Consider the following 13,682-nt stretch of genomic DNA (forward strand, 5'->3'; position numbering starts at 1 on the left):
TCAGAAGATTGTCGACAATATCTATTTATCCTTTGACTGCGCCGCCGGTATTCGTTAGTTTTTGCGGCATTGGCTCACAAGGTGTCGACAATATGCTGGATCAACTCGATCCCCCGGTTTCTACGCAAGACGATACGGAGACGCTTTCCGAGAACGTCTTCCGCCGCATTCAGGCGGCTATCGTCAAAGGCGAGATCGCGCCGGGCAGCAAAATCTCCGAACCGGAACTGGCGCGCACCTACGGCATCAGCCGTGGCCCGTTGCGCGAAGCCATCCACCGGCTGGAAGGCCAGCGCCTGCTGGTGCGCGTACCGCATGTCGGCGCGCGGGTGGTGTCGCTCAATCACGCCGAACTGGTTGAACTCTACGAAATTCGCGAATCCCTGGAAGGCATGGCCTGTCGCCTGGCCGCCGAGCGCATGAGCCTCGAAGAAATCGATGAGCTGCGTCGAGTCCTGGAAACCCACGAGCGCGATGCGGCGTTCCAGGCAGGTGTCGGCTACTACCAGCAGGAAGGCGATTTCGACTTCCATTACCGAATCATCCAGGGCAGCGGCAACCGCACGCTGACCCAAATGCTCTGCGGCGAGCTCTATCAACTGGTGCGCATGTACCGCATCCAGTTTTCCACCACGCCCAATCGCCCGCACCAGGCGTTCGCCGAGCACCACCGCATTCTCGATGCCATCGCCGACCGTGACGGTGAGCTGGCCGAGTTGTTGATGCGCCGTCACATCGGCGCCTCCAAACGCAATATCGCCCGTCACTACCAGGACGGCGTCAACCCGACAGCCAAACGAGGTGAGTCATGAGTTTGAACAAGAGCACACCAGGCCAGCGTTTCCGCGATGCGGTCGCCAGCGAACATCCCCTGCAAGTGGTCGGCGCGATCAACGCCAACCACGCGCTGCTGGCCAAGCGCGCCGGTTTCAAGGCGATCTACCTGTCGGGTGGCGGGGTCGCTGCCGGCTCCCTCGGCCTGCCTGACCTGGGCATCACCGGCCTGGATGACGTGCTGACCGACGTGCGCCGCATCACTGACGTGTGTGACCTGCCGCTGCTGGTGGACGTGGACACCGGTTTCGGTTCGTCGGCGTTCAACGTGGCTCGTACCGTGAAGTCGATGATCAAGTTCGGCGCGGCGGCGATTCACATCGAAGACCAGGTTGGCGCCAAGCGCTGCGGTCACCGTCCCAACAAGGAAATCGTGACCCAGCAGGAAATGGTCGACCGTATCAAGGCCGCCGTCGATGCCCGTACCGACGACAGCTTCGTGATCATGGCCCGTACCGACGCCCTGGCGGTGGAAGGTCTGGAGTCTGCCCTGGATCGCGCCGCCGCGTGCATCGAGGCGGGCGCCGACATGATCTTCCCGGAAGCCATCACCGAACTGGACATGTACAAGCTGTTCGCCAGCCGTGTGAAAGCGCCGATCCTGGCCAACATCACCGAGTTCGGCGCGACGCCGCTGTACACCACCGAGCAACTCGCCGCTGTCGACGTGTCGCTGGTGCTGTATCCGCTGTCAGCCTTCCGCGCCATGAACAAGGCCGCCGAAAACGTTTACACCGCACTGCGCCGCGATGGCACGCAGGCGAACGTCATCGACACCATGCAGACCCGTATGGAACTTTACGATCGCATCGACTACCACACCTTCGAGCAGAAGCTCGATGCGTTGTTCGCAGCGAAGAAATAATGAACACCCTGTAACTGTAGGAGCGAGCTCGCTCGCGATGGACGTCAACGATAACGCGGGTAGCCTGATGCCCAGCGGTGCAGCGTCCACCATCGCGAGCAAGCTCGCTCCTACAGGAAGCGAGATAAGTTTCTCTGACAAATTCAAGAAAAACTGGAGACAGAAATGGCCGAAGCAAAAGTACTCAGTGGCGCCGGGCTCCGTGGCCAGGTTGCCGGGCAAACCGCACTGTCCACCGTGGGCCAGTCGGGTGCCGGTCTGACCTATCGTGGTTATGACGTTCGTGAACTGGCGGCTGACGCACAGTTCGAAGAAGTCGCTTACCTGCTGCTGTACGGCGAGCTGCCGAGCAAGGCGCAACTGAACGCCTACATCACCAAGCTGAGCAAGCTGCGTGACCTGCCGCAAGCGCTCAAGGAAGTGCTGGAACGCATCCCCGCCGACGCCCACCCGATGGACGTGATGCGCACTGGCTGCTCGTTCCTGGGCAACCTGGAGCCGGAGAACAACTTCTCCGAGCAGCACGACAAGACCGACCGCCTGCTGGCTGCGTTCCCGGCGATCATGACCTACTGGTATCGCTTCAGCCACGAAGGCAAGCGCATCGATTGCGTGAGCGACGAGCAGTCCATCGGCGGCCACTTCCTGCACCTGCTGCACGGCAAGAAGCCGAGCGAGCTGCACGTCAAGGTGATGAACGTTTCGCTGATCCTCTACGCGGAGCACGAGTTCAACGCGTCGACCTTCACCGCACGTGTCTGCGCGTCGACCCTGTCCGACCTGTATTCGTGCATCACCGCGGCCATCGGCTCGTTGCGCGGCCCGCTGCACGGCGGCGCCAACGAAGCGGCGATGGAAATGATCGAGCGCTTCTCGTCGCCGGAAGACGCGATCAAGGGCACCCTCGGCATGCTCGAGCGCAAGGACAAGATCATGGGCTTCGGCCACGCGATCTATAAGGACAACGATCCGCGCAATGAAGTGATCAAGGGCTGGTCGAAAAAACTCGCTGACGAAGTGGGCGACAAGGTGTTGTTCCCGGTATCCGAAGCCATCGACAAGACCATGTGGGAACAGAAGAAACTGTTCCCGAACGCCGACTTCTACCATGCCTCGGCGTACCACTTCATGGGCATTCCGACCAAGTTGTTCACACCGATCTTCGTCTGCTCGCGCCTGACCGGCTGGGCCGCCCACGTGTACGAACAACGCGCCAACAACCGCATCATCCGCCCGAGCGCCGAGTACACCGGCGTTGAACAGCGCAAGTTCGTACCAATCGAACAACGCTGAATGGTGGAGGCCAAGCACTGATATTGAGGTTCACCGAAAAACCTGTGGGAGCGGGCTTGCCCGCGATAGCGGCGGGTCAGTCGACATACCTGTTGGATGTGACTCAGTCATCGCGGGCAAGCCCGCTCCCACAGTGGATGGTGTGAACTTCAATTCTGGTGCCAGGCCCCGCCTTTTGTAACTACCGTGACCGAGTCCTGACGATGAACACTCAATTCCGTAAACCGCTGCCCGGCAGCCACCTGGATTACTTCGATGTCCGCGCAGCGGTCGAGGCGATCCAGCCTGGCGCCTACGACACTCTGCCGTACACCTCCCGTGTGCTGGCGGAAAACCTGGTGCGTCGCTGCGACCCGGCCACGCTCACCGAATCCCTCAAGCAATTCATCGAGCGCAAGCGCGACCTCGACTTCCCGTGGTTCCCGGCTCGCGTGGTGTGCCACGACATTCTCGGCCAGACCGCGCTGGTCGACCTCGCCGGCCTGCGTGACGCCATCGCCCTGCAAGGCGGTGACCCTGCGCAAGTCAACCCGGTGGTGCCGACGCAATTGATCGTCGACCACTCCCTGGCCGTCGAGCGTGGTGGCTTCGATCCGGACGCGTTCGAGAAGAACCGCGCCATCGAAGACCGTCGCAACGAAGACCGCTTCCACTTCATCAACTGGACCAAGAAGGCGTTCAAGAACGTCGACGTGATCCCGCCGGGCAACGGCATCATGCACCAGATCAACCTGGAGAAAATGTCTCCGGTGATCCAGGTGCGTGACGGCGTGGCGTTCCCCGACACCTGCGTCGGTACCGACAGCCACACCCCGCACGTCGATGCGTTGGGCGTGATCGCCATCGGTGTCGGTGGCCTTGAAGCCGAAAGCGTGATGCTCGGCCGCGCATCGTGGATGCGTCTGCCGGAAAGCGTCGGTGTCGAACTGACTGGCAAGCTGCAACCGGGCATCACCGCCACCGACATGGTGCTGGCGCTGACCGAGTTCCTGCGCAAGCAGAAAGTGGTCGGTGCCTGGCTGGAGTTCTTCGGCGAAGGCGCTTCGGCCCTGACCCTGGGCGACCGCGCGACCATCTCCAACATGGCCCCGGAATACGGCGCCACCGCGGCGATGTTCTACATCGACCAGCAGACCATCGACTACCTCAAGCTCACCGGCCGTGAAGACGAGCAGGTTCAGCTGGTCGAGAACTACGCCAAGATCACAGGCCTGTGGGCCGACAGCCTGAAAGGCGCGCAATACGAGCGCGGCCTGACCTTCGACCTGTCCTCGGTCGTGCGCAACATGGCTGGCCCGAGCAACCCGCACGCCCGTGTCGCGGTTTCCGATCTGGCGGCCAAAGGCATCTCCGGCCAATGGGACGATGTACCGGGCCAGATGCCGGACGGCGCTGTCATCATTGCCGCCATCACCAGCTGCACCAACACCAGCAACCCGCGCAACGTGATCGCCGCCGGCCTGCTGGCGCGCAACGCCAACAAGCTCGGCCTGACCCGCAAGCCTTGGGTCAAGTCGTCCCTGGCGCCGGGTTCGAAAACCGTCGCGCTGTACCTAGACGAAGCCGGGCTGACCGATGAGCTGGACAAGCTCGGCTTCGGCGTCGTGGCTTTCGCCTGCACCACCTGCAACGGCATGTCCGGTGCACTGGACCCGGTGATCCAGCAAGAGATCATCGACCGTGACCTGTACGCCACTGCCGTGTTGTCCGGCAACCGTAACTTCGACGGACGGATTCACCCGTACGCCAAGCAGGCGTTCCTCGCGTCGCCGCCATTGGTCGTCGCTTACGCCATCGCCGGCACCATCCGTTTCGACATCGAAAAGGATGTGCTGGGCGTGGTGGATGGCAAGGAAATCCGCCTGAAAGACATCTGGCCGAGCGACGAAGAAATCGACGCAGTGGTTAAAGCGTCGGTCAAGCCTGAGCAGTTCCGCCAGGTGTACATCCCGATGTTCGCCATCCACGAAGACACCGGCCCGAAAGTCGCGCCGCTGTACGAATGGCGCGAAATGAGCACCTACATCCGCCGTCCGCCATACTGGGAAGGCGCGCTGGCCGGCGCTCGTCCGCTCAAGGGCATGCGCCCGCTGGCGGTACTGCCGGACAACATCACCACCGATCACCTGTCGCCGTCCAACGCGATCATGCTCGACAGCGCCGCCGGCGAATACCTGGCGAAAATGGGCCTGCCGGAAGAGGACTTCAACTCCTACGCGACTCACCGTGGTGACCACTTGACCGCGCAACGCGCGACGTTTGCCAACCCGAAACTGTTCAACGAAATGGTCCAGGAAAACGGCAAGGTCAAGCAGGGTTCGCTGGCTCGTGTCGAGCCGGAAGGCAAAGTGATGCGCATGTGGGAAGCCATTGAAACCTACATGGATCGCAAGCAGCCGCTGATCATCATTGCCGGCGCCGACTACGGCCAGGGTTCGTCCCGCGACTGGGCGGCCAAGGGCGTGCGCCTGGCGGGTGTGGAAGCGATCGCCGCCGAAGGTTTCGAGCGCATTCACCGCACCAACCTGGTGGGCATGGGCGTGTTGCCGCTGGAGTTCAAGCCGGGCACCAACCGCCATACCCTGGCCATCGACGGCAGCGAAACCTATGACGTGATCGGCGACCGCACCCCGCGTGCCGAGCTGACCCTGGTGATCCATCGCAAGAACGGCGAGCGCGTCGATGTGCCGGTGACCTGCCGTCTCGACACCGCCGAAGAAGTGTCGATCTACGAAGCCGGCGGCGTGTTGCAACGCTTCGCCCAGGACTTCCTCGAAGAATCGGCGGTCGCCGTTTAACACACGCAATACAGACACGGGACCTTGAGTCCCGTGTCTGCTTTCAAATCAGGAGTAACGAGCATTATGGCTCATGCACCGCAGATCAAGATTCCAGCCACCTACATGCGTGGCGGCACCAGCAAAGGCGTGTTTTTCAGCCTGAAGGATTTGCCCGAAGCGGCACAGGTCCCGGGTCCGGCCCGCGACGGTTTGCTGTTGCGCGTGATCGGTAGCCCCGACCCGTACGACAAGCAAATCGACGGCATGGGCGGCGCGACCTCCAGCACCAGCAAAACCGTGATCCTGTCGAAAAGCACCAAGGCCGATCACGATGTCGATTACCTGTTCGGCCAAGTGTCGATCGACAAGCCCTTCGTCGACTGGAGCGGCAACTGCGGCAACCTGTCGGCCGCGGTCGGCTCGTTCGCCGTCAGCAATGGCCTGGTCGATGCCAGCCGCATTCCGCACAACGGTGTGGCGGTGGTTCGCGTGTGGCAGGCCAACATCGGCAAGACCATCATCGCCCACGTGCCGATCACCAATGGTGAAGTACAGGAGACCGGCGATTTCGAACTCGACGGCGTGACCTTCCCGGCGGCCGAAGTGCAGATCGAGTTCCTCGATCCGGCGGCGGAAGAAGAGGGCGGCGGCGGGTCGATGTTCCCTACCGGCAATCTCGTGGATGACCTGGAAGTGCCCGGCGTCGGTACCTTCAAGGCGACCCTGATCAATGCCGGCATCCCGACGATTTTCGTCAACGCCGAAGACATCGGCTACAAGGGCACCGAGTTGCAGGGCGCGATCAACGGCGACCCGAAAGCCTTGCTGATGTTCGAGACCATTCGTGCCTACGGCGCACTGCGCATGGGCCTGATTGCCAACATCGACGAAGCGGCCAAGCGCCAACACACGCCGAAGGTGGCGTTCGTGGCCAAGCCTGCGGACTACGTTTCGTCCAGCGGCAAAGCCGTTGCGGCAGGCGATGTCGACCTGCTGGTGCGTGCGCTGTCCATGGGCAAGCTGCATCACGCAATGATGGGCACGGCGGCAGTCGCAATCGGCACGGCGGCGGCGATCACCGGCACTCTGGTGAACCTCGCAGCGGGTGGCATCGAACGCAACGCGGTGCGCTTCGGCCACCCGTCCGGCACCTTGCGCGTCGGCGCCGAGGCCAGTCAGGTCAACGGTGAATGGACGGTGAAAAAAGCCATCATGAGCCGCAGTGCGCGGGTATTGATGGAAGGGTTTGTGCGGGTGCCGGGGGATTCTTTCTAGGATCACCAAAAACCCTGTAGGAGCGAGCCTGCTCGCGATGGAGTGTCAGTCGACACCAATGTGAATGACATACCATCGCGAGCAAGCTCGCTCCTACAGTTGATCTTCGCTGGAGATTTACTTGAACCGCCGCTCCACACCTTTCTCCACGAGAATCTTCGCGGAAATTTCTTCCACGGAAAAATGCGTGGAGTTGATGTTCGGAATGTTTTCCCGGCGGAACAGGTTCTCGACCTCGCGCACTTCGAACTCGCACTGGGCGTAGCTCGAATAGCGGCTGTTGGGCTTGCGCTCGTTGCGGATCGCGGTGAGGCGGTCCGGGTCGATGGTCAGGCCGAACAGCTTGTGCTGGTGGGCGCGCAGGGCGGACGGCAGTTGCAGGCGTTCCATGTCGTCTTCGGTCAGCGGGTAGTTGGCCGCGCGGATGCCGAATTGCATCGCCATGTACAGGCACGTCGGTGTCTTACCGCATCGCGACACGCCCACTAGTATCAGGTCGGCCTTGTCGTAATAGTGCGTGCGGGCGCCGTCGTCGTTGTCGAGGGCGAAGTTAACGGCCTCGATACGCTCCATGTAATTGGTGTTGGCACCGATGGAGTGGGATTTGCCCACGGTATAGGAAGAATGCTCGGTCAGTTCCTGTTCGAGCGGTGCCAGGAACGTCGAGAAAATGTCGATCATGAAACCATTCGAGGTCGCGAGAATCTCACGAATGTCCTGATTGACGATGGTGTCGAAGATAATCGGACGGAAGCCGTCGATTTCGGCGGCCTTGTTGATTTGTTGTACCATGGCCCGCGCTTTGTCCACGTTGTCGATGTACGGCCGCGTGACTTTGCTGAAGGTAATGTTTTCGAACTGCGCCAGAAGGCTTTGACCCAGGGTTTCGGCGGTAATGCCGGTACCATCGGAGATAAAGAAAGCAGATCGTTTCATTTGCACCTTGGGCCTTAAGCTAGTAACGAATCTTGGATATGATAGGCGCGATTTGCCGGCCGCCAATGGCCCGCATTCTCACTTATTTTCCAGGTCCAGGCCATACAACTGGCAAACGCTCCTTCGAGCAGCCGGTTTCTGAGCTTTTCCAACACAGTTAGTGGAGAGATCACCTTGGTAGAGTACGTAGTTTCCCTCGACAAGCTCGGCAAAGACGACGTTGAGCACGTGGGGGGCAAGAACGCATCCCTGGGCGAGATGATCAGCAACCTGGCAGGTGCCGGTGTATCGGTGCCCGGTGGCTTCGCCACGACCGCTCAGGCGTATCGTGATTTCCTGGAACTGAGCGGCCTGAACGATCAGATCCATGCTGCCCTCGACGCCCTGGACGTCGACGATGTCAACGCCCTGGCCAGGACCGGTGCCCAGATCCGTCAATGGATCATGGAAGCCGAGTTCCCTGAAAAACTGAATGCCGAAATTCGTACCGCGTTCGCCGCGCTGTCCGCCGGCAACCCTGACGTGGCCGTGGCCGTGCGTTCTTCCGCTACCGCCGAAGACTTGCCGGACGCTTCCTTCGCCGGTCAGCAGGAAACCTTCCTGAACATCCGTGGTGTCGAGAACGTCATTCGCGCCGCCAAGGAAGTGTTTGCCTCCCTTTTCAACGATCGCGCGATCTCCTATCGCGTGCACCAGGGCTTCGACCACAAGTTGGTAGCCCTGTCGGCCGGCGTGCAGCGCATGGTCCGCTCTGAAACCGGCACTGCCGGCGTGATGTTCACCCTCGATACCGAATCGGGCTTCCGTGATGTTGTATTCATCACCGGCGCCTACGGCCTGGGTGAAACCGTCGTGCAAGGTGCGGTGAACCCGGATGAATTCTATGTCCACAAAGGTACGCTGGAAGCCGGTCGCCCTGCGATCCTGCGCCGCAACCTGGGCAGCAAGGCCATCAAGATGATCTACGGCGACGAGGCCAAGGCCGGTCGTTCGGTCAAGACCGTCGACGTCGACAAGGCTGAACGCGCGCGTTTCTGCCTGAGCGACGCTGAAGTCAGCGAGCTGGCCAAGCAGGCGATGATCATCGAGAAGCACTACCAGTGCCCGATGGACATCGAGTGGGCCAAGGACGGTGACGACGGCAAGCTGTACATCGTGCAGGCCCGTCCGGAAACCGTGAAGAGCCGCACCCAGGCCAACGTCATGGAACGTTACCTGTTGAAGGAAACCGGCACCGTGCTGGTGGAAGGCCGTGCCATCGGCCAGCGCATCGGCGCCGGCAAGGTGCGCATCATCAAGGACGTGTCCGAGATGGACAAGGTCCAGCCAGGCGACGTACTGGTGTCCGACATGACCGACCCGGACTGGGAGCCGGTCATGAAGCGCGCCAGCGCCATCGTCACCAACCGTGGCGGCCGTACCTGCCACGCGGCGATCATCGCCCGTGAACTGGGTATTCCGGCGGTAGTGGGTTGCGGCAACGCCACCCAGCTGTTGAAAGACGGCCAGGGCGTGACCGTTTCCTGCGCCGAAGGCGACACCGGTTTCATCTTCGAAGGCGAACTGGGCTTCGACATCAAGAAGAACTCCGTGGACGCCATGCCGGAGCTGCCGTTCAAGATCATGATGAACGTCGGCAACCCGGACCGCGCCTTCGACTTCGCACAGTTGCCGAACGCCGGTGTGGGCCTGGCCCGCCTGGAGTTCATCATCAACCGCATGATCGGCGTGCACCCCAAGGCACTGCTGAACTACGACGGCCTGCCGCTGGAAATCAAGGAAAGCGTCGACAAGCGCATCGCCGGCTACAACGATCCGGTCGGTTTCTACGTCGAGAAGCTGGTTGAAGGCATCAGCACCCTGGCCGCAGCGTTCTGGCCGAAAAAGGTCATCGTGCGTCTGTCGGACTTCAAGTCCAACGAATACGCCAACCTGATCGGCGGCAAGCTGTACGAGCCGGAAGAAGAGAACCCGATGCTGGGCTTCCGTGGCGCTTCGCGTTACATCAGCGAATCGTTCCGCGACTGCTTCGAGCTCGAGTGCCGCGCCCTCAAGCGTGTGCGCAACGAGATGGGCCTGACCAACGTCGAAATCATGGTGCCGTTCGTCCGTACCCTGGGCGAAGCGAGCCAGGTGGTGGATCTGCTGGCTGAAAACGGTCTGGCCCGTGGCGAAAACGGCCTGCGCGTGATCATGATGTGCGAACTGCCGTCCAACGCCATCCTGGCTGAAGAATTCCTCGAATTCTTCGACGGTTTCTCCATCGGTTCCAACGACCTGACCCAGCTGACCCTGGGCCTGGACCGTGACTCCGGGATCATCGCGCACCTGTTCGACGAGCGTAATCCGGCGGTCAAGAAGTTGCTGGCCAACGCCATTGCCGCCTGCAACAAGGCCGGCAAGTACATCGGCATCTGCGGTCAGGGCCCTTCGGACCACCCGGACCTGGCCAAGTGGCTGATGGAACAGGGCATCGAAAGCGTTTCGTTGAACCCGGATTCCGTACTGGAAACCTGGTTCTTCCTGGCTGAAGGTCAAGCTTCGGCTTGATCCTGTAAAAACGGACCGCTCTCTGTAGGAGCGAGCTCGCTCGCGATGGTCGCTAACGATAACGTGTTTTCCCTGGATAAACGCGTTGTTTGGGAGTCCATCGCGAGCAAGCTCGCTCCTACAGGGGGGGGCGGTCTTTTTGAGATTCAAGCAGGGCGGGCTCCTCCGGATGCCGCCCTTTTTTGTGCAAGAGATTATGCAAAGCAGCAGCAACCTATTTCCTGTCGCCCTGATCAGCGCCGAACGACGCGGCGATCTGAGCGAAGATGTGTATCGATTGAAACCCGGCAACAGCCCCGACTTCACCGTCGAACTGGCTGTGACCCGTCTCGGCATGGCCGATGAGCCGACTTCCCGTGGCGTGCCGGTGATCCTGCTGCATGGCAGCTTTTCCAATCGCCGGTTCTGGTTCTCTCCCAAGGGCCTGGGGTTGGGCGCTTATCTGGCCCGCTTGGGGTTCGACGTGTGGATTGCGGAAATGCGCGGCCATGGCCTGTCCCAGCGTAACCATGATTACCGCAAGAACCGCGTCGCCGACTACGCTCGTTATGACCTGCCGGCCATTGGCGCGTTCGTGCGTGAGCAGAGCGGGCAGGTTCCGCACTGGATCGGTCACTCACTGGGCGGTATCACCCTGGCAGCGGCACTGGGGGGCGAGTACATCGGTGAACCGGTCGTGGCTTCCGCGGCGTTTTTTGGTGCCCAGGTCAGTCGCACCTACTGGCCGTTGAAGATCCCGCCGGTGGAGTGGGGTGGTCGCTTCATTCTCAAGCGTTTTGCCCAATTGTCCGGATCAAGGCTCAAGCGCGGCCCGGAGGACGAGCCCATCGGCCTGGCCCTGGAAAGCATGCGCTGGTACGGTCTGTTCGGGCGCTTTGGCGATGCCGACAAGGACTGGTGGGCGGGTTTGGCCGACGTCAAGGTGCCGGTGCTCGCCGTGAGCGCTGCGGGTGACCATCAGGATCCCGCGTGGGCGTGTCGCAAACTGTTCGAGCAGTTCGGTTCCGAGCACAAGCAATTTATCAATCTGGGTCGTGATCAGGGTTTCACCGACAATTTCGGCCACGTTGAAATGCTCGTCAGCAAACCCGCGCAGACCGAAGTCTGGCCGTTGGTGACCCGCTGGCTGGCGGATCAGCAGGCACCGTTGTTGGGCGGGCAAGGCGATTTGGCCGCGGCGGTTTGAGCCTGATGCTCTAACAAGGGCATTTCGCTCTGATCGGCTTGCGGCTAAGATATGACGCATTGAGCTGTTCCGGTCACTTTGCGTGACCGAGTCATCACTGATGTTCGTGCTGTCTTCCTCTTTACAGGAGTTTCTCGATGATCCATTACCTCACGCCTGACCTGTGCGATGCCTATCCGGAACTGGTGCAGGTGCTGGAACCGATGTTCAGCAATTTCGGCGGCCGAGATTCCTTCGGTGGCGAAATCGTGACCATCAAGTGCTTCGAAGACAACTCGCTGGTCAAGGAGCAGGTCGAGCTCAAGGGCGATGGCAAGGTCCTGGTGGTCGATGGCGGCGGTTCCCTGCGCCGCGCGCTGCTGGGTGACATGCTTGCCGAGAAAGCCGCCAAGAATGGCTGGGAAGGCCTGGTGATCTACGGTTGCATCCGTGACGTCGACGTCATCGCGCAAACCGACCTGGGGGTTCAGGCGCTGGCCAGCCACCCGATGAAAACCGACAAGCGCGGTATCGGCGATCTCAATGTTGCCGTGACCTTCGCCGGCGTGACCTTCCACCCGGGCCATTACATCTATGCGGACAACAACGGCGTGATCATCTCGCCCAGCCCGCTGAAAATGCCTGAATAAAGCGCGGGTCGACTAAAGGAGTGCGGATGTTCGAGGAAGAAAACGCGCAATGGGGGCTGGTCCATGCCCTGGTGCTTGACGGTAAAGGCGGCGCGCGTTCGATTGCCCGGACTGAACTCGACGACTTGCAGCTGCAGGCCCATGAAAGCCTGTGGCTGCACTGGGATCGCAGTCATCCGCAAACCCAGACCTGGTTGCGCAAATCCAGCGGTCTGAGCGAATTCAGCTGCGACCTGTTGCTCGAAGAAAACACCCGTCCGCGCCTTCTACAGCTTTCCGACAGCGAACTGCTGCTATTTTTGCGCGGGGTCAATCTGAACCCCGGCGCCGAGCCGGAAGACATGGTGTCGGTGCGGATCTTCGGCTCTGCCAAGCGTGTCATTTCCCTGCGTTTGCGTCCGTTGCGCGCCACTGAAGAGTTGCTGGTGCAACTGGGCGACGGCAAAGGGCCGAAAACCGCCTCCGAACTCATCCTTTGCATGGCGCAGTACCTCACCAACAAGGTGCAGGATCTGGTCAGCGACCTCTCGGAAGTGGTCGACGTGGAGGAAGAAAAGCTCGATGCCGACGAACGGTATACTCCTGAGCACGGATCGGTTTTGCAGATCCGTCGCCGGGCCGCTGCGTTGAAGCGTTTTCTCGCTCCGCAGCGGGACATTTTCGGTCAACTGACGCGGATCAAATTGCCTTGGTTCGTCGAGGACGATGGCGATTACTGGAACGAATTGAACAACAGCCTGACCCGTTATCTGGAAGAGCTCGAGTTGACCCGGGAGCGCGTGGGGCTTGTGCTGGAGGCGGAAGACCGGCGATTGAGCCTGCGCATGAGTCGCACGATGTATCGCTTCGGTGTCATCACCGGGATCTTTTTGCCAATGAGTTTTCTGACCGGGCTTTTGGGGATCAACGTCGGTGGCATTCCATTCTCTGCGAGCCCGTACGGTTTCCTGATCGCTTGCCTTTTGGTGGTCTCGGTGGCGCTGGGGCAGTGGTGGTTGTACCGACGTTTGCGCTGGGTCTGAGGGGAACCATGTGACCCGAGCAAAACTGACCGCGTCTTCCACAGACATCACGAGAGGTGCGTATGCACGATCCGTTTGAACAGTCTTTGCGCGACATGCTCAATGCCTCACCGTCCACCCGGGACGACGATGCGTGCCTTGGGCGTGTACTGAAAACCGCCAACCGCCAGGTCGGCGCCGGTGATTTGTTCAGCCTCCTGGGCCGCTGGTTGCCCGCACTGATGATTGCCCTCAACAACGGATCGGCCCATGTCTCGCCGGTATCCCGTCTTCGTAAACCTGCTGCCCGCACTGCTGATAAGGCTGATTGAA

Annotated in this window: 11 protein-coding genes; 10 read left to right on the plus strand and 1 reads right to left on the minus strand. The window is 60.9% G+C overall.

All coding sequences use genetic code 11. The features are described 5' to 3' along the window. The first annotated feature begins 92 nt into the window (after window positions 1-92). The 5 genes from AB4O16_RS25775 (at window position 93) to prpF (ending at window position 7,047) form a co-directional block, all read left to right on the plus strand. Window positions 93-812 carry a GntR family transcriptional regulator gene (locus tag AB4O16_RS25775; protein ID WP_150715717.1) on the plus strand — a complete coding sequence of 240 codons (720 nt, stop codon included), beginning with the start codon at window positions 93-95 and terminating at the stop codon, window positions 810-812. After that, a complete protein-coding gene (gene prpB, locus AB4O16_RS25780; RefSeq protein ID WP_007971535.1) occupies window positions 809-1,699 on the plus strand; it encodes a methylisocitrate lyase in 891 nt (296 codons plus the stop codon). The genes AB4O16_RS25775 and prpB overlap by 4 nt, the downstream gene beginning before the upstream one ends. A 165-nt stretch (window positions 1,700-1,864) precedes the next feature. Further along, window positions 1,865-2,992, plus strand: coding sequence for a bifunctional 2-methylcitrate synthase/citrate synthase (gene prpC, locus AB4O16_RS25785; protein ID WP_046042905.1), 1,128 nt, complete (start codon window positions 1,865-1,867; stop codon window positions 2,990-2,992). Between the two features lie 203 nt (window positions 2,993-3,195). After that, complete coding sequence (gene acnD / locus AB4O16_RS25790) at window positions 3,196-5,790, plus strand: Fe/S-dependent 2-methylisocitrate dehydratase AcnD (RefSeq protein ID WP_460156145.1); 2,595 nt, start codon at window positions 3,196-3,198, stop codon at window positions 5,788-5,790. A 66-nt stretch (window positions 5,791-5,856) separates the two neighbouring features. Continuing rightward, on the plus strand, window positions 5,857-7,047 hold the full coding sequence (prpF, locus tag AB4O16_RS25795; RefSeq protein ID WP_460156146.1) for a 2-methylaconitate cis-trans isomerase PrpF: 1,191 nt from the start codon (window positions 5,857-5,859) through the stop codon (window positions 7,045-7,047). A 117-nt stretch (window positions 7,048-7,164) separates the two neighbouring features. On the opposite strand, the gene ppsR is transcribed toward prpF, so the two are convergent. Continuing rightward, window positions 7,165-7,983, minus strand: a complete 819-nt coding sequence (gene ppsR, locus AB4O16_RS25800; protein WP_160387416.1) for a posphoenolpyruvate synthetase regulatory kinase/phosphorylase PpsR — start codon at window positions 7,981-7,983, stop codon at window positions 7,165-7,167. A gap of 174 nt (window positions 7,984-8,157) precedes the next feature. On the opposite strand from ppsR, the gene ppsA reads away from it, so the two are divergent. The 5 genes from ppsA to AB4O16_RS25825 all read left to right on the plus strand — a co-directional run bounded on the left by ppsA (window position 8,158) and on the right by AB4O16_RS25825 (window position 13,681). Further along, window positions 8,158-10,533, plus strand: a complete 2,376-nt coding sequence (gene ppsA, locus AB4O16_RS25805) for a phosphoenolpyruvate synthase (RefSeq protein WP_460156147.1) — start codon at window positions 8,158-8,160, stop codon at window positions 10,531-10,533. A gap of 196 nt (window positions 10,534-10,729) precedes the next feature. Next, entirely contained in the window at window positions 10,730-11,719 is a 990-nt protein-coding gene (locus AB4O16_RS25810; RefSeq protein WP_460156148.1) for an alpha/beta fold hydrolase, read from the plus strand. 140 nt (window positions 11,720-11,859) lie between these two features. Further along, window positions 11,860-12,348, plus strand: coding sequence for a ribonuclease E activity regulator RraA (gene rraA, locus AB4O16_RS25815; RefSeq protein WP_172435379.1), 489 nt, complete (start codon window positions 11,860-11,862; stop codon window positions 12,346-12,348). A gap of 26 nt (window positions 12,349-12,374) precedes the next feature. Then, complete coding sequence (locus AB4O16_RS25820; RefSeq protein WP_160387408.1) at window positions 12,375-13,370, plus strand: zinc transporter ZntB; 996 nt, start codon at window positions 12,375-12,377, stop codon at window positions 13,368-13,370. Window positions 13,371-13,432: 62 nt separating this feature from the next. Next, window positions 13,433-13,681: a hypothetical protein gene (locus AB4O16_RS25825; RefSeq protein WP_007971509.1), complete on the plus strand. Its 249-nt coding sequence runs from the start codon at window positions 13,433-13,435 to the stop codon at window positions 13,679-13,681. The last annotated feature ends 1 nt before the right edge of the window (window position 13,682 follow it).

Source organism: Pseudomonas sp. S2_H10 (assembly GCF_054668285.1).